At 46.2% G+C, this 21,012-nt stretch carries 25 protein-coding genes and 3 pseudogenes; 5 read left to right on the top strand and 23 right to left on the bottom strand.

Features of this window, described 5'->3' with window-relative positions:
- Positions 1 to 263: 263 nt before the first annotated feature.
- Positions 264 to 1,715, top strand: coding sequence for an amino acid permease (locus MKQ70_RS35285; RefSeq protein WP_248080097.1), 1,452 nt, complete (start codon positions 264 to 266; stop codon positions 1,713 to 1,715).
- Between the two features lie 149 nt (positions 1,716 to 1,864).
- Complete coding sequence (locus MKQ70_RS35280) at positions 1,865 to 2,578, top strand: YebC/PmpR family DNA-binding transcriptional regulator (RefSeq protein WP_248080095.1); 714 nt, start codon at positions 1,865 to 1,867, stop codon at positions 2,576 to 2,578.
- A 68-nt stretch (positions 2,579 to 2,646) separates the two neighbouring features.
- Here the strand turns inward: MKQ70_RS35280 and MKQ70_RS35275 are convergent, their stop codons facing one another.
- The 4 genes from MKQ70_RS35275 to MKQ70_RS35260 form a co-directional block, all read right to left on the bottom strand.
- Positions 2,647 to 3,600: a D-2-hydroxyacid dehydrogenase gene (locus tag MKQ70_RS35275; RefSeq protein WP_248080093.1), complete on the bottom strand. Its 954-nt coding sequence runs from the start codon at positions 3,598 to 3,600 to the stop codon at positions 2,647 to 2,649.
- A gap of 949 nt (positions 3,601 to 4,549) precedes the next feature.
- Complete coding sequence (locus MKQ70_RS35270) at positions 4,550 to 5,137, bottom strand: transketolase C-terminal domain-containing protein (RefSeq protein WP_248080091.1); 588 nt, start codon at positions 5,135 to 5,137, stop codon at positions 4,550 to 4,552.
- On the bottom strand, positions 5,134 to 5,658 hold the full coding sequence (locus MKQ70_RS41770; RefSeq protein WP_248080089.1) for a hypothetical protein: 525 nt from the start codon (positions 5,656 to 5,658) through the stop codon (positions 5,134 to 5,136). The genes MKQ70_RS35270 and MKQ70_RS41770 overlap by 4 nt, the downstream gene beginning before the upstream one ends.
- Positions 5,598 to 6,830: a thiamine pyrophosphate-dependent dehydrogenase E1 component subunit alpha gene (locus tag MKQ70_RS35260; protein WP_248080087.1), complete on the bottom strand. Its 1,233-nt coding sequence runs from the start codon at positions 6,828 to 6,830 to the stop codon at positions 5,598 to 5,600. The genes MKQ70_RS41770 and MKQ70_RS35260 overlap by 61 nt, the downstream gene beginning before the upstream one ends.
- Before the next feature lie 230 nt (positions 6,831 to 7,060).
- Between MKQ70_RS35260 and MKQ70_RS35255 the strand changes: the two genes are divergently transcribed.
- From MKQ70_RS35255 to MKQ70_RS35245, 3 genes are all read left to right on the top strand, one after another.
- Complete coding sequence (locus tag MKQ70_RS35255; RefSeq protein ID WP_248080085.1) at positions 7,061 to 7,462, top strand: DUF1573 domain-containing protein; 402 nt, start codon at positions 7,061 to 7,063, stop codon at positions 7,460 to 7,462.
- Between the two features lie 105 nt (positions 7,463 to 7,567).
- Positions 7,568 to 7,828: a hypothetical protein gene (locus MKQ70_RS35250; RefSeq protein WP_248080083.1), complete on the top strand. Its 261-nt coding sequence runs from the start codon at positions 7,568 to 7,570 to the stop codon at positions 7,826 to 7,828.
- Entirely contained in the window at positions 7,819 to 8,766 is a 948-nt protein-coding gene (locus MKQ70_RS35245; RefSeq protein WP_308199595.1) for a pyridoxal phosphate-dependent aminotransferase, read from the top strand. Before MKQ70_RS35250 ends, MKQ70_RS35245 begins: the two co-directional genes overlap by 10 nt.
- A gap of 740 nt (positions 8,767 to 9,506) precedes the next feature.
- Here MKQ70_RS35245 and carA read toward each other — a convergent pair.
- From carA to rpsH, 19 genes and pseudogenes are all read right to left on the bottom strand, one after another.
- Positions 9,507 to 10,575 (bottom strand): annotated as a pseudogene (carA, locus tag MKQ70_RS35235) (glutamine-hydrolyzing carbamoyl-phosphate synthase small subunit).
- A 148-nt stretch (positions 10,576 to 10,723) separates the two neighbouring features.
- On the bottom strand, positions 10,724 to 11,467 hold the full coding sequence (locus MKQ70_RS35230) for a hypothetical protein (RefSeq protein WP_248080079.1): 744 nt from the start codon (positions 11,465 to 11,467) through the stop codon (positions 10,724 to 10,726).
- A 256-nt stretch (positions 11,468 to 11,723) separates the two neighbouring features.
- Positions 11,724 to 12,094, bottom strand: a pseudogene (gene rplQ / locus MKQ70_RS43960) (50S ribosomal protein L17).
- Positions 12,095 to 12,249: 155 nt separating this feature from the next.
- Positions 12,250 to 13,245 carry a DNA-directed RNA polymerase subunit alpha gene (locus MKQ70_RS35215; RefSeq protein WP_248080077.1) on the bottom strand — a complete coding sequence of 332 codons (996 nt, stop codon included), beginning with the start codon at positions 13,243 to 13,245 and terminating at the stop codon, positions 12,250 to 12,252.
- 105 nt (positions 13,246 to 13,350) lie between these two features.
- The gene (rpsD, locus tag MKQ70_RS35210; protein WP_248080075.1) at positions 13,351 to 13,956 is read right to left on the bottom strand and encodes a 30S ribosomal protein S4; all 606 of its coding nucleotides are present in this window, start codon (positions 13,954 to 13,956) and stop codon (positions 13,351 to 13,353) included.
- Positions 13,957 to 14,130: 174 nt separating this feature from the next.
- Positions 14,131 to 14,528, bottom strand: a pseudogene (gene rpsK, locus MKQ70_RS35205) (30S ribosomal protein S11).
- Positions 14,529 to 14,634: 106 nt separating this feature from the next.
- The gene (gene rpsM, locus MKQ70_RS35200) at positions 14,635 to 15,015 is read right to left on the bottom strand and encodes a 30S ribosomal protein S13 (RefSeq protein ID WP_248080073.1); all 381 of its coding nucleotides are present in this window, start codon (positions 15,013 to 15,015) and stop codon (positions 14,635 to 14,637) included.
- Between the two features lie 66 nt (positions 15,016 to 15,081).
- Positions 15,082 to 15,198: a 50S ribosomal protein L36 gene (rpmJ, locus tag MKQ70_RS35195; protein ID WP_072360626.1), complete on the bottom strand. Its 117-nt coding sequence runs from the start codon at positions 15,196 to 15,198 to the stop codon at positions 15,082 to 15,084.
- Positions 15,199 to 15,265: 67 nt separating this feature from the next.
- A complete protein-coding gene (infA, locus tag MKQ70_RS35190) occupies positions 15,266 to 15,484 on the bottom strand; it encodes a translation initiation factor IF-1 (RefSeq protein ID WP_248080070.1) in 219 nt (72 codons plus the stop codon).
- 158 nt (positions 15,485 to 15,642) lie between these two features.
- A complete protein-coding gene (gene map / locus MKQ70_RS35185; protein WP_372490063.1) occupies positions 15,643 to 16,191 on the bottom strand; it encodes a type I methionyl aminopeptidase in 549 nt (182 codons plus the stop codon).
- Positions 16,188 to 16,439: a M24 family metallopeptidase gene (locus tag MKQ70_RS43080; protein ID WP_372490062.1), complete on the bottom strand. Its 252-nt coding sequence runs from the start codon at positions 16,437 to 16,439 to the stop codon at positions 16,188 to 16,190. Before MKQ70_RS43080 ends, map begins: the two co-directional genes overlap by 4 nt.
- A 209-nt stretch (positions 16,440 to 16,648) precedes the next feature.
- A complete protein-coding gene (gene secY, locus MKQ70_RS35180) occupies positions 16,649 to 17,923 on the bottom strand; it encodes a preprotein translocase subunit SecY (protein ID WP_248080068.1) in 1,275 nt (424 codons plus the stop codon).
- Positions 17,924 to 18,001: 78 nt separating this feature from the next.
- Entirely contained in the window at positions 18,002 to 18,448 is a 447-nt protein-coding gene (gene rplO / locus MKQ70_RS35175; protein WP_248080065.1) for a 50S ribosomal protein L15, read from the bottom strand.
- Between the two features lie 120 nt (positions 18,449 to 18,568).
- On the bottom strand, positions 18,569 to 18,754 hold the full coding sequence (rpmD, locus tag MKQ70_RS35170) for a 50S ribosomal protein L30 (protein WP_248080063.1): 186 nt from the start codon (positions 18,752 to 18,754) through the stop codon (positions 18,569 to 18,571).
- Between the two features lie 98 nt (positions 18,755 to 18,852).
- Positions 18,853 to 19,107, bottom strand: a complete 255-nt coding sequence (locus MKQ70_RS43600; protein WP_443657871.1) for an uS5 family small ribosomal subunit protein — start codon at positions 19,105 to 19,107, stop codon at positions 18,853 to 18,855.
- Positions 19,108 to 19,121: 14 nt separating this feature from the next.
- Complete coding sequence (locus tag MKQ70_RS43595) at positions 19,122 to 19,292, bottom strand: uS5 family small ribosomal subunit protein (protein WP_443657870.1); 171 nt, start codon at positions 19,290 to 19,292, stop codon at positions 19,122 to 19,124.
- A gap of 135 nt (positions 19,293 to 19,427) precedes the next feature.
- Positions 19,428 to 19,781, bottom strand: coding sequence for a 50S ribosomal protein L18 (gene rplR / locus MKQ70_RS35160; protein WP_248080061.1), 354 nt, complete (start codon positions 19,779 to 19,781; stop codon positions 19,428 to 19,430).
- Between the two features lie 124 nt (positions 19,782 to 19,905).
- Positions 19,906 to 20,460: a 50S ribosomal protein L6 gene (rplF, locus tag MKQ70_RS35155; RefSeq protein ID WP_248080058.1), complete on the bottom strand. Its 555-nt coding sequence runs from the start codon at positions 20,458 to 20,460 to the stop codon at positions 19,906 to 19,908.
- Positions 20,461 to 20,574: 114 nt separating this feature from the next.
- The gene (gene rpsH / locus MKQ70_RS35150) at positions 20,575 to 20,973 is read right to left on the bottom strand and encodes a 30S ribosomal protein S8 (protein ID WP_248080056.1); all 399 of its coding nucleotides are present in this window, start codon (positions 20,971 to 20,973) and stop codon (positions 20,575 to 20,577) included.
- Between the last annotated feature and the right edge of the window lie 39 nt (positions 20,974 to 21,012).

Genomic DNA, 21,012 nt, shown 5'->3' with positions numbered 1-21,012 from the left:
TAATTATTAGCGGATATTGATACCCGCAAAATTTCCCAAAAATAAGGTTCTGTCCGAAATATCCGCTGAAATATTGGCTGACAATGGGTTTACAAACTAAACGTCCTGAAAATTGCACAGGTAAACCAAATGTTTAAACACTGTCAATCCCGCCACAGTCCGTAAAATAAAAACACCATTTTTCAATTTAGATGCTATATTTGGCAACACGAGACAGATAAAAATAAACCTAATATCAACATCAACCACACAACAAAATTCTTATGAGCAAGATTTTTGCTAAAAAATCTCTTTCCTTATTATTATCAGATGCGACCGAGTCGGAGAAGGGTTTAAAAAGAACGCTTGGCTCCGGTGCGCTGGTGGCTTTGGGTATTGGAGCGATCATTGGCGCCGGCCTGTTTTCTCTCACCGGGATCGCAGCTGCTGAAAATGCCGGCCCCGCTGTAACCATTTCCTTCATACTGGCCGCCGTTGGCTGTGCTTTCGCCGGACTTTGTTATGCTGAATTTGCCTCCATGATTCCTGTGGCGGGCAGTGCTTATACATATTCTTACGCCACGATGGGCGAATTCGTAGCCTGGATCATCGGTTGGGACCTGGTACTGGAATACGCGCTGGGCGCGGCAACTGTGGCCGTTAGCTGGTCGCGTTACCTGCTGGAGTTCCTGCATAAATTTGGTATTCACCTTCCGCAGAACCTGGTATGTTCCCCCTGGGAAACCCTGAAACTGAGCGACGGTACGGTAATTAACGGCGGCATGTTCAACCTGCCTGCGGTAATCATCGTGGTCCTGCTCTCCCTGCTGCTGATTCGCGGCACCAAAGAATCCGCTACCCTCAATAACGCCCTGGTTATCCTGAAAGTGGCCGTAGTATTGGTATTCATCGCATTAGGCTGGAGCCACATCGATCCGGCTAACTACACTCCTTACATTCCTGAAAACACGGGTAAATACGAACACTTCGGCTGGACTGGCGTTGCCACCGGCGCTGCGGTAGTATTCTTCGCCTTCATCGGGTTCGATGCGGTGTCCACAGCCGCCCAGGAAGCTAAAAATCCTGCTAAAGGCATGCCTATCGGTATTCTTGGCTCGCTGGTAGTTTGTACAATTCTGTACGTACTATTTGCGCACGTGATGACGGGCTTGCTCAACTATAAACTGTTCGCTAACGATGCTAAACCTGTAGCAACTGCCTTCGCGAAAACCGGTTACGACTTCCTGCAGAACGGCCTGATCCTGGCTATACTTGCTGGTTATACCTCTGTAATGCTGGTAATGTTAATGGGACAAAGCCGCGTGTTCTACTCCATGAGCCGCGACGGTCTGCTGCCGAAATTCTTTAGCGACGTTCATCCTAAATTCCGCACTCCCTGGAAAACTAACCTGTTCTTCATGGTGTTCGTATGCCTGTTTGCTGGCCTGGTACCGGTGAGCGACCTTGGCCACATGGTGAGCATCGGTACCCTGTTTGCATTCGTACTGGTATGTATCGGTGTGATGATTATGCGCAAAACAATGCCGGATGTTCAACGTTCTTTCAGAACCCCGCTGGTACCGGTAGTACCGGTCCTGGGCATCGTGGTATGTGGCTACCTGATGTACTCCCTACCCGGTGAAAGCTGGCTGCGCCTGGCGGCCTGGTTGGCTATCGGCCTGGTGATTTACTTCACTTATGGCGTGAAAAACAGCAAAATCAACCAGAAAGGTTAAGTAATCTTATCATATTGAGAAAACCGCTTCCTTCCCGGGAAGCGGTTTTTTCTTTTATATGCCCTAAAACTTTATTTTTGCAAACGCTAATTACCCGTATGCTCCTAACAGGGGCAACGGTCCCTGCAAAAAGCATATACATCATTATCATGGGAAGAATATTTGAAGTAAGAAAGTCCACCATGTTCGCCCGTTGGGACAGGATGGCCAAACAATTTACCCGTATCGGAAAAGATATCGCTATTGCTGTGAAAAACGGCGGCGGAGATCCCGATAACAACCCCGCCCTGCGCAGGTGCCTTCAGAACGCCCGTGGCGTTAACATGCCTAAAGACCGTGTAGAAGCTGCGATCAAACGCGCGGTGGAAGGAAAAGACAAAACTAACTACGAGGAAGTAGTATACGAAGGTTATGCACCTCATGGTGTGGCGGTGATGGTAGATACCACTACCGACAACACCACCCGTACGGTAGCCAATGTACGTATGCACTTTAATAAAGGTGGTGGCAGCCTTGGTAACAGTGGCTCGGTGGGCTTTATGTTCAACCGCCTGGGCGTTTTCAAAGTGAAGAATGAGGGGTTAAACCTGGAAGACCCGGAGCTGGAGCTGATCGACTTTGGCCTGGAAGAAATTGGTGAAGACAGCGAAGGTAATATTATCCTGCGCACAACTTTCACCGAGTTTGGCAACATGGCGAAGGCGCTGGAGGAAAAAGGCATTACGCCGATTTCTTCAGAGTTGCAGCGTATTCCGTTAAATACCGTAGAGCTGAATGAAGAGCAGGCGAAAGAAGTGTTCGAACTGATTGACCGACTGGAGCAGGATGATGATGTGCAGCAGGTGTTTCATAACATGAAGTAGTTGCCACGGCGATATAAAGGAAAGGAGCGGTTGGTGCCGCTCCTTTTTTATTTTGATGAAGAAGTTGGCTAACTCACCACGTTCATAGCCTTTCCCTCCAAAAACGCCTTCACATTCTCAACTGTCACACCCATTAACCGCCGGCGCGCCTCCGTCGTTGCCCGGGCAATATGCGGCGTAACAAAACAGTTCTTGGCTTTTAACAGCGGATTATCCGCAGCAGGCGGTTCTTTTGACAGCACATCCAGCCCCGCTCCCGCAATACGCGCACTATTTAACGCCTCTGCCAGGTCTGCCTCGTTAACCAGCGGTCCGCGGCTCGTATTAATCAGCAATGCAGTGGGTTTCATTACTGCCAACAAATCTTTATTTACAAAGCCTTTGTTCTGATCATTCAGCGGGCAGTGCAACGACACCACATCCGCCTCACGGAAGCATGTTTCCAAATCCGTAAACCGAACACCGACCATCTTATCGCGCTCCGGATGTTTGTGCGATGCAATCACCTCCATTCCAAACGCTAACGCCAACCGTGCCACCGCCTGACCAATCTGCCCCAATCCTACAATGCCCATCGTTTTGCCGCTTAATTCCGTCAGTGGCGCTTTCCAGTAACTGAAATCCTTACTGCTTGCCCATTCCCCGTCACGCACCGTTGCTGCATGACGGCCTACATTAAAACAATACTCCAGTATCAACGAAAAGGTAAGCTGTGCAACAGATGCCGTGCTGTACGCCGGTACATTCGTTACGATCACATTTCGCTCCCGTGCCGCCTGTACATCCACGACATTAAAACCCGTGGCGGTCACGCCTATATATTTCAGCTGCGGTAACGCATTGATTGCCGTCGCGTTCACAATGGCTTTATTCGTTAAAATAACGGCTGCATCCTTACAACGTTCTACCACGTTCTCTTCGGGCGTGCGCTCATAAACAGTTACTTTACCCAATGCTTCCAGCGGCGCCCAGCTCAGGTCGCCGGGATTCAACGTTTGCCCGTCCAATACTACAATGTGCATGCTTATTTACTTTTGTCTACCTCAAAATAAGCAACTTCCACCAAAAACAACGGGCCGTGCAGGAAGCACAGCCCGGTCACCTTATTTTTATGAAATCTAATTAACCAACAAACACTAACAATAACTTAGTTTCTTAAATCGGTTATTCAGCTTATCAATAATAAAAGTTCCATAAGCAGATTTGTAAGTACCGTAGCAATACTTTCCATCCAAAGAAAGATTGTGTTCTTTGCCAAGCGGATGGAGTCCCTCAATTAACCGTACAAAGCGCATCCGCTGTACTTGGCCGCCACATTTTGTACACTTGATTTCTGCGAGTCGTTTGTGTGAAGTTACTATGTTGTCGCAACGTAAACATCTCATGTCCATAGTCAATGGTTTTATTACTGTTGAATGTTAATTTTATATAGCCAGGGGATTCATCAGGGTATAACATTCAAGCTACAATTGGGAAAAGACAGAACGCTGCTGCAATGGTTAGTTTAAAAGGGGGCCACCTTTAAAGATAGCCCCTGATTTCAGCCTATTTAAACCGTCTAAGCAATGTCAAAAGTTGAGTACTGTGTAGTACGATATCGAAGGTATAGAAAGTAAAAAGCAGCGCAATCGTTCAAAAAGTGACAAACGGGGTTTGTATGGTAATGAATAGTTAACAGCAAAACGAACAAAAGTGAACGAGGATAAGTATTTTTATAATTATCTATTTATCAACACTATAAAAAGGCATTTTATGAATGTGACAACGTGAATGGATTGTTAAAAAAAAAGCAAACTCCCCTGAAGTACAAAGACCTCAGGGGAGTGCATTAAATGAATTATTACGATTAGTTTTACTCTTCCATCATCGATACAACTACGGCAACTATATCTTCCACATTAGGTTTAGAGAAGTAGTCGCCATCAGATCCGTAAGCCGGGCGGTGTGCCTGTGCGGCCAACGTCCGGGGCGCTACATCCGGTACCGGTAACCACCCTGCTCCTCAATCACCTGCTGGAACATGAACGCAGTGCCGCCACCAGGTACATCTTCATCAACAAACAGAATGCGGTTCGTCTTCTTCAACGATGCAATTATTGTCTGGTTGATATCAAAAGGCAGCAGCGTCTGGATATCAAGCAACTCCACGGAAATACCCAGTTCATCCAGCGTGTGCATGGCTTCTTCCACCACGCGTAATGTAGAACCATAAGATACGATCGTGATATCGCTACCTTCTTTAATGACATCCACTACACCCAACGGTACGGTAAATTCGCCCAGGTTTTCCGGCATCGTTTCTTTCAAACGATAACCGTTCAGTGATTCAATCATCAGCGCCGGCTCGTGCGCCTGCAGCAATGTATTATACATACCCGCCGCCTGCACCATATTACGTGGCACACACACATGGAACCCACGCAGGGAGTTTATGATCATTCCCATCGGGGACCCGGAGTGCCAGATGCCTTCCAGCCTGTGGCCGCGCGTGCGCACGATGATCGGGCAAAACTGCTTTCCTTTGGTACGGTATTGCAGCGAAGCTACATCGTCGCTCAACGGCTGCAGACCATACAGCAGGTAATCCGGTACTGAATTTCCGCGATAGGACGCAATCCGCGCAAAGCCATGCCAATACCCTGCCCCATGATCGTCAGCTCACGGATACCTGTATCGGAAATCCGCAGTTTGCCATGTTTTTGTTGCAGGCCGGCGAAGCCCTGGTTCACGTCGCCAATTTTACCTACGTCTTCGCCAAAAGCAAAAACATCAGCATTGTTGGAAAACAGTTCGTCAAAATATCGGTTCAATACTTCGTACCCATTGATGACGGTTGGGTTGTCGCCATACACCGCAGGTACCACGGGCACATTCAACGCGGAATTCGCGCCGGTTGCGTGCAGGTAAGTATTGTAATTATCTTTTTCTGTTGCCAGTTGCGCGTCGTAAAACGCCTGCAGGTTTTGCAGGGCTGGCGTTTGCAACTTACGATGGCGCACCAGCACGCTGGCGGCCGCTTTCAATACATCGCGGCGAAGCGGTTCACGGTTGGCCACCAGTTCCTGGCGGGTACGTGCCACAAAATCGGCCCCGGCATTACCCTCTTTAATAACCGCCTGTAACAGTCCGGTAATTTGCGACACTGGCCTTTAATTGGCGTAATATATTTATCCCACGCCCGTTTTTTCGCTTCCAGCACCACCGCTTTGGCTGTCAGCTCAATTTCATGCAAAATAGCTTCATCTGCCAGCGCATTACTGATCAGCCATTGACGGAATTTCAGGTTACAGTCGAAATCTTTTTCCCAGGCCAGGCGCTCCTTGCTTTTATATCTTTCATGAGAGCCGGAAGTAGAGTGGCCTTGCGGCTGTGTGATCTCTTCTACGTGGAACAATACGGGAACGTGGGTTTCGCGTGCTTTACGGATACCTTCTTCAAAAGCTTCGCACATTCCGGCGTAATCCCAGCCCTTTACATTATATATATCCCATCCGTTTGAATCTTCCGATTTACGGAAACCTTCCAGCACGGTGCTGATAGAACCTTTGGTTGTTTGGTGTTTGCGTGGAACTGAAATGCCATAGCCATCATCCCAAACGAAAACCGCTAACGGCACCTGCAATACACCGGCGGCATTAATGGTTTCCCAAAAATGACCTTCCGAAGTAGAGGCATCACCGATAGTGGCAAAGCATACTTCGTTGCCGTTCTGCGACAAGTGGGTCAACCCTTTCAGGTCTTCCACTTCGCGGAACAGCTTGGATGCATACGCTAAACCCAATGCGCGCGGCATCTGGGCGGCAGTAGGCGCCATATCAGTAGCGGTATTTTTCATGGCTGTTAAGGGCAGCCAGTTTCCGTCCTCATCAATATTAGGCGTGGCAAAATGCGAATTCATCTGCCGGCCGGCCGAAAACGGATCGTTCTCAATATCCGGATCCGCATATAACTGCGAAAAGAATTGCTCCATATCCGCAATACCGCTTGCAAACGCGAAGGTCTGGTCACGATAATAACCCGAGCGGAAATCACCAGGATTGAAATATTTTGCCATGGCAATCTGGGCAACCTCTTTCCCGTCGCCAAAAATGCCAAACTTAGCCTTACCCGTCAACACCTCCTTCCTCGCCAAAAGGCTTACTTCCCTGCTTTCGCAGGCGAGCCGGTAATCATTTAATACTTCCTTGCGGAACTGTTCGAATGATAACTGGCTTTCCTTATTCATAGCTAATAGTTCATTGTTTTCTATCATGCCTGTCCGGTTAAAACACAAATGTAAGGAATAATAGTTTGTTCGCTAATGCTTTAGACGTTAATGATACATCCTTTACCACAGCCACTTTTCACTCAAATTATTTATTTTTTTAAGAAGATTTTAATAATTTCTGACGGATCGCAATGTTTTTGGCCGTAAATTTGTTTAAATAGAAATTGAAACCGATTTTGTTTTTAACCAATCGTTTTTAAAAACCACTAAAAAAGATGAAAAAATTTATCTTATCCCTATTTGCAAGCATGCTGTTATCCACAGCGCTTTGGGCTCAGGCTCAGACAGGTGCACCCGCTAATCCGGTTGACACGAAAATCAAATTCACTAAAGAAACTGTTGACTTTGGCAAAACCAAACTCAACAAACCCGTTAGTGCTGAATTTGAATTTGTTAACATCAGCAAAGAGCCAGTGATCATTGAGAACGCCCGCCCTAGCTGTGGTTGCACCACGCCTACCTGGACCAAAGAACCGATCCTGCCTGGTAAAAAGGGTAAGATTACCGCCAATTACAGTGCTAATGCAGTAGGAAAGCAACAGAAGACAGTTTGGGTAAAGCTGAAAGGCGTTGATAGCGATAAAGAACTTCACCTCGAAGGCGTCGTAGAAAACTAATATTCAGTTTTATAAGATCTTGAAAAGCTGCTCCCAACAGGGCAGCTTTTTTATGTGTTTCATCAAAGGGCGCTACCTTTGCACTTCAAAAACTTTCACAAAATCATGCCTACCATTAGCCAGAGAGGCGAACAGATGCCACCATCCCCTATCAGGAAGCTGGTGCCTTTTGCCGAAGCAGCCAAGAAAAAAGGAGTTAAAGTATACCACCTTAACATCGGCCAGCCCGATATCGAAACACCCAAAGCCGTGTTGGATGCCGTGCGTCATTCCGATTTCAAAATCCTGGAATACAGCCACAGTGCGGGTAACGAAAGCTACCGCCGTAAACTGACCGGTTACTACAAAAGTTTGATATCGATGTAAATCACAACCAGATCATTGTAACCACCGGTGGCTCCGAAGCCATCCTGTTCGGCTTTATGGCCTGCCTCGATCCGGGCGACGAAGTAATTATACCTGAGCCTTTTTATGCCAACTACAATGGTTTCGCAGTGGCTGCCAATGTACATGTAAAGCCGATTACTTCTTCTATTGACACCGGTTTTGCCCTCCCTCCCATTGAACAGTTCGAACAGCTGATCACGCCTAAAACCAAGGCTATCCTCATCTGTAACCCGAACAATCCTACCGGCTACCTGTACAGCCGAGAGGAAATGGAAGTGTTGAAGCAACTCTGCCTGAAATACAACCTGTTCCTGTTCTCCGACGAAGCCTACCGCGAATTTTGCTATACCGGTAAGCATATTTCCGCCGCTAATCTCGAAGGACTGGAAAATAATGTGATCCTGATGGACACCATTTCCAAGCGCTACAGCGCGTGTGGTGGCCGTATCGGCGCCCTGGTAACTAAAAACCAGCAGGTGCTGGATGCCGTGATGAAATTTGCACAGGCGCGCCTGAGCCCTCCCAGCTTTGCACAGATTGCCGGTGAAGCCGCTGTAGACCTCCCGGACGACTACTTTAACGAGATTAAAGCTGAGTACCAAAGTCGCCGCGATTTGTTAGTTGAACTGCTGAACAAAATCCCCGGCGTATTCTGCCCTAATCCGGGCGGCGCATTTTACGCGATGGCTAAGTTACCAATCGACGACGCAGATAAATTCTGCCAGTGGATTCTGGAATCATTTTCCTATGAACAGCAAACAGTTATGGTTTCTCCGGCTACAGGCTTCTACGCTACTCCGGGCTTAGGGAAAAACGAAATCAGATTGGCCTATGTTTTGAATAGAGAAGATATCAGTAACGCAATGATTTGTTTGGAAAAGGCATTAGCGGTTTATCCGGGTAGAACCAACAGCTAAATGTTGATTTTTGCCGGTGAGTGTTAAAATAGGATTAAATATTTGTTTAGTCATTTTAAAAACTTGGTGTAAAATCTACACTTTCAGATATAATATTTTGAATTAAAAATAGTTCTATATGAATATTTTAAGCTGAATTAAGAGTTTTTAGACGATAAAATTTGTTTTTTATTCGATTTAGTTCTAAGTTTACATCGTGAAAGAGAGAAAACGAAGATAAATCTGCCAAAATCTACAGATAGAATATATTTTAATACAATTTCTTTAGTTTCCTTCCGGCTTTTACAAAAATTTAACTAATATAATTTTGACAAGTGAAAAAAGGATGGAAATTTGCAGTATAACAAACAAACAAAAGAGTGTGGCTAACTAAAACGTTTTAGCAAATCACTTCAACATATTTTGTATCAGTTTTTCATAACGTGGAATTTATAAAGGCAAACGGCTCCGTTCTCGGGGCCGTATTTTTTTTGTATCGGGCTCTCAAGATATCAGTAATATTTAATTATTCAAATCTTTCCCCTGAAATTTTTTCGTTAAAAACCTCAATGCCCTACTGCAAGCTATAGCACATCAAGTAACAATTAGATAAAATGATATAAGTGAAGGACAACTTACCTTTGCGACAGTTTTCATAACGTGGAATTTATAAAATAATAAGGCCCCGACTCTTCGGGGCCTTTTCTTTTTTCTACATACATCGTCTACTATCTTCAGTGGAAAAAGACGATATGCCTCTCCTACATATTTGCTTTGATCATCGTAAAGAAGTCATCAAACAAGTACCTTGAATCGTGCGGGCCTGGAGTTGATTCCGGGTGATACTGCACAGAGAACGCAGGTTTGTTTTTATACGGATGCCTTCTACCGAGTTATCGTTCAGGTTTACGTGTGTTACCTCAACGTTTTCGGATTTAGCTACCGCCTCGGCATCGATCGCGAAGCCATGGTTTTGGGTAGTGATTTCACAACGGCCGGTCTGCAGGTTTTTAACCGGATGGTTCAAACCGCGGTGACCGTGGTGCATTTTATAAGTTGGGATACCGTTCGCGATGGCCAGCAGCTGGTGACCCAGGCAAATACCAAACATCGGGCGCTCGGCTTCCAGAATTTTTTGATGTTTTTTACGGCGTAATCCAGCGGAGCCGGATCGCCAGGACCGTTAGACACAAAGTAAGCGTGTGGCTTAAACTCTTCGCATACCTCAAACGGCGTTTCTGTCGGGAATACTTTCAGGTAAGCGCGGTCAGAGAGGCATTTCAGCATATTGCGTTTAACACCATTGTCCATCACCGCAATTCTGATTTCTGCGTTAGGATCGCCTACTGTATAGGCCTCTTTAGTAGAAACCTCGGAGCAAAGCGCCTGTCCTTCCATAGAAGGAACCTTCGCCAGTTCAGCTTTCAGCTGTGCTTCGTCCAATATTTCGGAAGAAATAATGCAGTTCATTGCACCCTTGCTCCGAACATGCGTTACCAGCGCGCGGGTATCTACATCATAAATGGCTACCAGGTTGTTTTCTGCCAGGAATTGCTCCAGTGATTCGTCTGCCTGTTTGCGGGAGTAATTGTAAGAAATATTTTTGCAGATAAGGCCCGCGATCTTTACAGACTCACTTTCTACGTCCTCCTTTTTAGCGCCATAATTACCAACGTAGCAATTGTTCATGATCAACACCTGTCCCTTATAGGAAGGATCGGTGAATACTTCCTGGTAACCCGTCATACCTGTGTTAAAACAAAGTTCACCGGACGCAGTGCCGATCTTACCAAATGCTTTACCATGATAAACAGTGCCATCTTCTAACATCAGCATGGCAGGCTGGGTGGATCTTGACTGAGGCATTCTTCTTACTGTCTTACTTTTGTGGTACTTCCGGGCCGGTCCGAAAGTATCGATTAAAAAAACTCCGCAAAGGTACGAAATCAGGAGACGATTGACATAATTTTTTTATTGATCAGGACTTCATTTTTATCGAGCGGATAATACGGTCTGCAATCTCGCCTCCAGTATCGTCTGCCGCCCCGTATGCAATGATTACCTGGTACATTTCGCCGCCTTTTACCGTAGTAAGCATAGCAAACTGCGCCGCGAAACTGGATTTATAAACATAACTCCCCTTTTGCAAGATCGCCTTCTGTCCGCCCTCCAACGTTATTTCCTGGGTATCATGATCGAACTGCGAAGTTTCAGGTCGGCCCTCGATGGCAGCTACTGCGCCTTTCGCGGCATTTTCCAGGTTGGGAACAATACCTTCCTTATAGGTGCTGGCCGCCACACTGATGCGCATGCCATCGGATTCGTTATTCTCGTAATACACCATCGATGCCAGGTAGGTTCTCATTTCAGGCGCCATTGGTCGCTTCCGGGGAAGAAGGGTAACCGGCGTTTCCATCACCGTCTCTCGGCCGGGGAAAGGAGAAAATGTTTTCCAGGAACTTGTGAGCCACTCTTTTGGTGCCCGGGTCTCCTTGAACGACCGGGCCACTTTTTCCCCCAGGCGGCCGGCAAATGCAGCCACCACCAAACCTGCGACTATTGCCACCGATATTACTACTATCTTTTTGATGTTTGAATTTTTCCGCCTGAAATTACGTTTCGCTACTTCAGCGTCGTTGCCGGAGATAGCAAACTCGTCGCGAAACTGTTCAAAAGTGCCGTCGGGGCGTTCGCCTTTCCAGGAACCGAAATTGTTACTCAATTTTTTGCCGCAATGGTCGCAAAAAGTGACGTATTCCGATTTGAGCGGATTCAAATGCCCGCAGTTATCACATTTTAAATAATGCATAGGTGTAATGGGCTTTCTGATAAGGATAGCAGAATCATCACCCCTAAATTACAAATATCTTGCCATATATAAAAAAGGACAAAGCATAATGCTTTGTCCTTTATAAGAAGAATGTTTTTACAACAACTATTCAGCTGCTTTTTCTTCTGTTGCTTCTGTAGCCGGAGCTTCAGTAGCATCTGCCTTTCTTAGCACCGCCGGCACGACGGGTCTTCTTGGCAGGAGCAGCTTCCTGAGCAGCGGTTTTACCGTAGATTTCGTTGAAATCAACCAGTTCAATCATCGCAACTTCTGCGGCGTCGCCCATACGTTTACCCAGTTTAATGATACGAGTGTAACCACCGGACGGTTAGCGATTTTCTCGCTGATAACACCGAACAGTTCTTTGATAGACTCTTTATCCTGGAGGTAGCTGAACACGATCCTGCGGTTGTGCGTGTTATCTTCTTTCGCTCTTGTCAGCAGGGGCTCTACGTATACGCGCAGTGCTTTAGCTTTAGCAAGAGTGGTAGTGATACGCTTGTGCGAGATCAGTTCCATAGCCAGATTACTCATCAGGCTTTTACGATGGGCCGACTTGCGGCTCAGTCTGTTTAATTTAACTCCGTGACGCATGACATTGTTGTTTTAATTCCCCCGTACCGTGTCAGGAATTACGGGGTACTGATGTAAATTATTGACAAGCAGTATTACTACTACTCTTCGTCCAGTTTCAGTTTAGAAAGATCCATACCGAAGTGAAGGCCTCTTTCGCCCAGCACCTGTTCGATTTCGCTCAGCGATTTCTGACCGAAGTTCCTGAATTTCATCAGCTCTTCCTGCTCATACTGTACCAGTTCGCTCAGTGAGTTGATTTTCGCAGCTTTCAGACAGTTGAACGCACGTACGCTCAGGTCCAGATCTTCCAGCGGAGTTTTCAGGATTTTGCGGAGTTGCAGTGTTTGCTCGTCCACAACGTCTTCTTTCTCTGTATCTTTTGTATCGAAGCTGATGTTTTCATCGGTGATGATCATCAGGTGTTGGATCAGGATGCGTGATGCCTGTTTAACTGCTTCCTCCGGGTGGATGGTACCATCGGTAACAACCTCCATGATCAGTTTTTCGTAGTCGGTTTTCTGCTCCACACGGGTGTTTTCGATGCTGTATTTCACGTTTTTGATCGGCGTGAAAACAGAGTCGATAGCGATATAACCGAAAATAGCATCTTTGGGTTTGTTTTCCTCTGCAGGCACATAACCACGGCCTTTACCAATGGTCAGTTCGATGTCCAGTTTAGCGGACGGATCGAGTGTGCAGATCAGCAGCTCGGGGTTCATGATCTGGAATGAGTTGGTGGCTTTCTCTATCATATCGGCGCGGAACTCCGTTTTACCTTTAATAGAAATCTGCACTTTTTCGTTACTCACTTCATTCTCAACGATCTTCTTGAAGCGCACCTGTTTCAGGTTCAGGATGATCTCTGTTACGTCTTCGGTAATACCTTTCAGTGTACCAAATTCGTGATCGGCGCCTTCAATCTTTATACCCACAATGGCATAGCCCTCCAAAGACGACAGCAACACACGACGAAGTGCGTTACCGATGGTCACGCCATAACCTGGTTCTAACGGACGGAACTCGAATTGAGCTTCGAAGTCGGTAGACTTCTGCAAAACGATCTTGTCAGGCTTTTGGAAATTTAAAATTGCCATTGATATGATAGTTTTAAGATTTGAATGTATGATATATAATATCGTAAATGTCCATGACACATAGACCTTATACAGGACCATGCGCCATGGACTAAAAAAGTATCATTATTTAGAGTACAACTCTACGATCAGCTGTTCCTTGATGTTTTCAGGAACGCTTTCCCTTTCAGGGTATGCGATGAATGTACCTTTGTTTTCTTTCTCGTTCCAGTCCAACCAGGAGAATTTCGGGTTTTTACCGCGAATTACGCTGGTCAGTGCAGTGTTACCGGCAGTCTTATCTTTCAGACCAACGATATCACCTGGTTTCAGCTGATAAGAAGGGATATTCATCACGTGACCGTTAACGGTGATGTGCTTGTGAGACACCAGCTGACGTGCAGCGGGGCGGCTGGGAGCGATACCCAAACGGAATACGGTGTTGTCAAGACGTGCTTCCAGCAGTTTGATCAATACCTCACCGGTAACGCCTTTTCTACGGTTAGCTTCTTCGAACAGGTTGCGGAACTGGCGCTCCAATACACCATAAGTGTATTTTGCCTTCTGTTTCTCACGCAGCTGCAGGGCATATTCACCAAGCTGTTTACGCTTTCTGGTTGCACCGTGCTGACCCGGAGGGTTGCTGTTTTTACCTAAATACTTGCCATTACCGAGAATGGGCTCGCCGAAGATTCTTGAAATCTTGGTCTTTGGTCCTGTGTACCTTGCCATGTTTTAATTTGTTAGATTTTTTAGTTACGATGCGCGCTCTTCAAAAAATCTAAAACCTGATCGCGCACCCACTGTGAAGTGCAAATATAAATTCCAAATTCCAGGATTCAGTAATCCTTCCGGTAGATTTCTAAATATACCGAAAAGAACTGTATCCTGGAAAATGTTTAGAGACTATACCCTACGTTTCTTGGGAGGACGGCAACCGTTGTGCGGTAAAGGCGTCACGTCTTTGATCATGTTTACTTCGATACCTGAGTTAGCGATAGCACGGATTGCGCTCTCACGACCAGCACCAGGACCTTTTACAAACACGTCAGCTCTTTTCAACCAGCGTCGATAGCTACTTTAGCAGCGTCGCTAGCGGCCAGCTGTGCAGCGTATGGAGTGTTCTTTTTAGAACCTTTGAAACCCATTTTACCCGCAGAAGACCAGGAAATTACCTGACCAAATTTATTGGTGATGCTAACAATGATATTGTTAAAGCTAGCAGAGATATGTACGTCTCCGTAGTTATCTACCTTTACTACCCTTTTCTTCGCAGCAGCTTTGGTATTGGTTGCTTTTGCCATAATTAATTTAATTCCGAATATGACTTTCCGAATCCGTTATGTTAAAAACCCATTCGTTGCCTGACATTCCGGATCTGGATAGAATATCAGCCTCGGGCCCTATTTACTATTTCTTAGGTGCTTTCTTCTTACCAGCAACTGTCTTACGTTTACCTTTACGTGTACGGCTGTTGGTACGAGTACGCTGACCACGCAGCGGCAGACCTTTCCTGTGGCGCAGCCCGCGGTAGCAAGCAATATCCAGCAGACGTTTGATGTTCATCTGAACTTCGGAACGCAGCTGACCTTCCACCTTCAACTCACCGTTGATGATGTTACGGATTGCAGCCTGCTCGTCGTCATTCCAATCTTTCACTTTTTTGTTGACGTCAATTTCTGCTTTGTTCAGGATATATTGGGCGGTAGAACGACCAATACCAAAAATATAGGTCAGGCCAATTTCGCCTCTTTTGTTTTTAGGAAGATCTATACCGGCTATACGTGCCATATCACTTGTTTAATTTATAATGTCAGTGTTGTAATAAGCGACAGGAATATACCCACCGCTGCCAAATTATCCCTGGCGTTGTTTAAAGCGAGGATTCTTTTTGTTGATCACAAGCAGTTTTCCTTTTCTGCGCACAATCTTGCAATCCGCACTTCTTTTCTTAATTGAAGCTCTAACCTTCATATGTTTAAATTATAAGATAAATATTAAAAGTTGTGTTTTTACTGCACTACGTGCGAACCGTTGCCGATTACTTGTACCTAAAAATGATCCTACCTCTCGATAAATCATATGGGCTCATCTCCACTCCGACCTTATCACCCGGCAGAATTCTGATGTAGTGCATTCTCATTTTCCCAGAAATGGTCGCCAGTATCTCATGCCCGTTTTCCAGTTTTACCCGGAACATTGCATTTGATAAGGCTTCTAAAATAACTCCATCCTGTTTAATAAGTGCCTGTTTAGCCATAAAAAATTTTAGGAATGCAAAGATACCATAAAAGTTTCTGAAATAGAAAAAAATCGAAAAATAATTCTTTCCCGCGCTGCTATTGCATCTATAGCATCTTTACACTCGTTTTTGCGCGTTTTATTATATTGATAATCAGATAAATACAAATCGTGCAATTATATTGCGCAAAGTTCAGGATTATTCTTCTCTGCGGCCTCGATGCCCGCAAAGGTAGAAAGTACGTCCGCTTTCCCCTTCATCACCGCTACCGTGTGCTCAAAATGCACAGACGGCTTGCTGTCCGCCGTGTTCACTGTCCAGCCATCTTCCAACCACACGATTTCACGGGTGCCCAGGTTAATCATCGGCTCAATACAAATCACAAGTCCCTCTTTCATCATGGAACCACTGCCGCGGCGACCATAGTTAGGTACCTGCGGATCCTCGTGCAGATGTTTGCCAATACCATGGCCCACCATCTCGCGCACAATGCCGTATCCCTTCTCCTTTTCTATATATTCCTGGATAGCAAAAGCGATGTCGCCGATACGATTACCCGCTACCGCCTTTTCCACGCCTTTCGCAAGAGAGGTTTTGGTAGCCCGCAGCAACTGCAGTACCTCGGGGGCTACATTACCGATGCCGAATGTATAGGCGCTGTCGCCGTAGTAACCGTTCATCAGCGTGCCTGTATCTACAGAAACGATGTCGCCATCTTTAATCACATGTTTATTAGAATACCGTGTACTACCGCCTCGTTTACGGAAATACAGCAGCTGGCAGGAAATCCTTTATAATTTTTGAAAGCCGGTACGGCGCCGTGATCACGGATAAACGTCTCTGCTAACTCATCTACCTCAAGCGTAGTCATGCCCGGTTTAATAGATTTGGCTACTTCTTCCAGGGTGGCGCTCACCAGTTGGGCGCTTTTCCTGATCAACTCTATCTCTTCTTTCGTCTTATAATGAATCATAGCTTGCAAAATTACGAAAAAACAGGCTACCGTCGGGGCGCCTGGTGGTAATTAAAGACTTTAGCCACCGGGCAGGACTTAAAGACCGGTAAAGGGCTTCGTGTCCTGCCTGGTGGCTAAAATATGTGGTAAGCCAACAGCTTATACGTTTGCGGGAGTACTCCTGCCTTTGATGCGGCCCGAGCTCATGAGGCCATCGTAGTGGCGCATCAGCAGCTGGCTTTCGATCTGTTGCAGGGTATCCGGATTACGCCCACCATGATCAGCAGAGATGTACCGCCGAAGAAGGTAGCGAAGTTAGTGTTGATCTGCAGCGCAGCGGCAACACCTGGAAGAATACCTACAGCAGCCAAGAAGAAGGCGCCGGGCAGGGTGATACGGTCCATTACTGCACCGATATAATCAGCAGTTGCGTCGCCGGGTTTAACACCGGGGATGAAACCATTGTTCCGCTTCATTTCTTCCGCCATTTGCTTCGGGTTGAAGATCAGGGCGGTGTAGAAGTAGGTGAATACCACTACCAGCACACAGTAAATCAGGTTATAGTAACCATTGGTATGGTCGCTGAAGATGCGCACAAAACCGGAAGCACTGTCCTGGTTGGTGGCAAAACCGATTACAGTAGCCGGGATGAACATGATCGCCTGGGCGAAGATGATCGGCATTACACCGGCAGCGTTCACTTTCAGCGGAATAAACTGGCGTACGCCTCCATATTGTTTATTACCAACGATACGTTTCGCATAGTTCACCGGAATCTTCCTGGTACCTTGCACCAGCAGGATCAGACCTACGGTGATCAGGATGAAGAAAGCGATCTCTATCAGGAACTTCAGCAGACCACCACCGCCTTCAGCTGTTCTGGAAGCGAATTCCTGCAGCAAAGATTGCGGGAGACGGGCAAGGATACCCACCATGATGATGATAGAAGTACCGTTACCGATGCCTTTGTCAGTGATTTTCTCGCCCAGCCACATTACGAACATGGTGCCGGCAGTCAGTACCACAGTGGTAGACAGCCAGAACATGAAAGTACCGTAGTCGGGGATAATCGCGTTACCGGATTGTTGTCTCAGGTAAGCAACATAAGCGCTCGCCTGGAATGCAGTTACAACGACAGTTAATAAGCGAGTGTATTGGTTGATTTTCTTTCTACCGCTTTCACCTTCTTTCTGCAGTTTCTGGAAGTAGGGTACTGCAATGGTTAACAGCTGGATAGCGATAGATGCCGAAATGTAGGGCATGATACCCAGGGCGAAAATAGAAGCGCGGGAGAACGAGCCACCTGCGAACATATTAAACAGGCCCAGGATGCCTTTGCTGGAACTTTCGGCAAATGCTGCCAGACGGTTAGGGTCAATACCCGGAAGGGCAATGTAGGAACCCACACGGTAAATCAGGACCAGGAGCAACGTCGTCAGGATGCGGTTGCGCAGGTCTTCGATACTCCAGATATTCTTGATAGTTTCGATAAATTTCTTCACAGGAAGACAAGGTTTAATAGCGCTTGCAAAATACGAGAAGACGCACTACTCCGTAGGCGTCTTCTCTATCGTAAAAACTTATACCAGTTCAACTGAACCACCGGCAGCTTCAATAGCTTGTTTAGCTTTTTCGCTGATGGCATTCACTTTCAGAGATACTTTGCTTTTCAACTCACCATGACCCAGCACTTTCACCTGGGCGGTTTTGTTGATCAGACCGTTGATGTACAGTGTTTCGAGAGAGAACTCCTGAAGACCGTATTTCTCGATGATCTGCTCAATCTGACCGATGTTGAACACTTTATATTCCACACGGTTGTTATTGATAAAGCCACGCTTAGGAAGACGGCGTTGGATAGGCATCTGACCACCTTCGTGACCTCTTTTGGAAGAGTAACCGGTGTTAGACTGTGCGCCTTTGTTACCTTTCGTAGCGGTGCCACCTTTACCGGAAGCTTCACCACGACCCAAACGTTTCTCTTTATGTACAGCGCCTTGTGCAGGCTTCAAGTTATGCAGATTCATTGCTCTAATTTTTTTACTTACGCGGAAATCAAACCGCTCGCGTATTGTAATTAATTGTGTACTATCGCGGAGTGCAATAATAGTAAAGTTAGGTAATAAGTTTATAGAAACGATTAAAAATTAACCGTTAACTTCTACTACGGTTACCAGGTGATTTACTTTACGCACCATGCCGAGGATCTGAGGAGTAGCTTCTACTTCTACAGACTGGTTCATTTTTCTCAGGCCGAGGGCTTGCAGCGTCAGCTTCTGCCTTTCGGGACGGTCGATGCCGCTTTTTACCTGAGTGATCTTGATCTTTGCCATTTTTATTCAAAAGTTTGAAGTTCGATACAACGACTGCAACTGGTATGCACCGTTACAGGACATTACAAACGAACCGGATTATCCGTTAAATACTTTTTTCAAGATACGCTTCTGGTTTTAGCAATAGCAACCGGCTCGCGGAGCAGGCCCAGTGCTTTGAAGGTAGCTTTTACCACGTTGTGAGGATTAGCAGAACCCAGAGATTTCGCCAACACGTCGGTGATACCAGCGCTTTCCAGAACGGCACGCATAGAACCACCAGCGATCACACCTGTACCATGAGCAGCAGGTTTGATCAGCACTTTCGCAGCGCCTTCTTTAGCCAGCTGATCGTGAGGAATAGTACCGTGCATTACCGGTATTTTAATCAGGTTCTTTTAGCATCATCGATGCCTTTGGTAATTGCTTCCTGAACCTCTTTGGCTTTACCCAGGCCGTGACCAACCACCCCGTTCTCGTTGCCTACAACCACCAGGGCAGAAAAGCTGAAAGTACGACCGCCTTTGGTAGTTTTGGTAACCCTATTGATAGCTACCACCTTTTCCTTCAGCTCCGGTCTCCAGCTTTTACTTTATTGAATGAATTCTTTGCCATTTGTTTTAATAAGAATTACGATGTCAGAATTATGCTTTAAACACCCGGCCTCCTTACGTCAACCGGTGCGGAGCTTGATTTAGAGTTGCAGACCTCCCTCACGGGCGCCTTCAGCTACAGCCTTGATACGACCATGGTACAGATAACCGCTTCTGTCGAAAATCGCTTTGGTCAGACCCAGTGCAGTTGCTTTAGCAGCCAATGCAGCGCCCACCATTTTAGATTTATCGGTTTTAGTGCCTTTCTGCGCTACGATATCTTTATCGCGGGAAGAAGCTGATGCCAGGGTAGTACCGTTGGTATCGTCGATCAGCTGCACATAGATGTCTTTATTGCTACGGAATACAGACAGTCTTGGTGTTTGCGCAGTACCGCCTACCTTCTTGCGAATACGGTAGCGGATCTTTTGCCTTCTGATTACTTTAGTATTCATTTGATTATTTATTTAAGATCCCGATGCTGCCGGGATCAGTGTCCTGCCCCGTAAGAACGAGGCAGGGGGACTGTTAAAAAATGATGCAATTACTCTTTTTACCCATTCAGGAAAAGAAGTAGCCTTATTTACCAGCAGATTTACCGGCTTTCTTGCGAACCACTTCGTCGCTGTAGCGAACACCTTTACCTTTGTACGGCTCAGGTTTACGCAGGCTGCGGATTTTAGCAGCAACCTGACCAAGTAATTGTTTGTCGATACCTTCCAGCATGATCTTAGGGTTCTGACCTTTTTCTGTCAGGGTCGCAACCTTCAGTTCTTTAGGAATTTCAACGATGATATTGTGAGAGTAACCGAGCGACAGGTCGAGCAGCTGACCCTGGTTGGCGGCTTTGTAACCTACACCTACCAGTTCGAGTTGCTTTTTGAAGCCTTCAGTTACACCGGTAACCATGTTCTGCAGCAGCGCGCGGTATAAACCGTGCAGTGCGCGGTGACGGATCTGGTCAGTAGGACGAGAGATGGTAACGGTACCGTCAGCAACTTCCACTTTGATATCCCTGTCGAGCACCTGTTTCAGTTCGCCTTTAGGACCTTTTACAGAGATTTCATTAGCAGGAGAAACAGTAACTGTAACACCGCTTGCTAATTTGATAGGACTCTTTCCTATACGTGACATAACTTTTCAGTTTATAATGTTATATGTTGAGTTCAAAGTGATCCGTGTTCAGCGCCGTATAGAAAGCTTAATTGTCAGATGCACTTTTAGCGGCCCTCAGGCCGCCGGATTATCTTAGTAAACGTAGCAAACTACCTCGCCACCAACATTCTGCGCTTTGGCTTCTTTGTCGGTCATCACACCTTTAGAGGTAGAGATGATGGAGATACCCAGACCGTTTTTCACGCGTTTAAATTCCGAAGGGCTGGCGTATTGACGCAGACCCGGACGGCTGATACGCTGCAGGTCGGTGATAGCTGGTACTTTAGTCTGAGGATCGTATTTCAATGCGATCTTGATCAAACCTTGTTTGTTGTCCTCTTCAAATTTGTACTTCAGGATGTAGCCTTTGTCGTACAGAATTTCAGTGATGCGTTTTTTCAGTTTAGAGGCCGGAATTTCCACGATCCTGTGGTTAGCCATCTGCGCGTTACGGATGCGCGTTAAAAAGTCTGAAATTGGATCAGTAACCATTGTTTCAAAAAAGTTAAAAATTTACAATGCGATATCCAA

The sequence above is a fragment of the Chitinophaga sedimenti genome (assembly GCF_023156195.1).
Classification (GTDB): Bacteria; Bacteroidota; Bacteroidia; order Chitinophagales; family Chitinophagaceae; genus Chitinophaga; species Chitinophaga sedimenti.
Note: the sequence above shows the minus strand (reverse complement) of the source record. Positions and strands in the feature narration are given on the sequence as shown.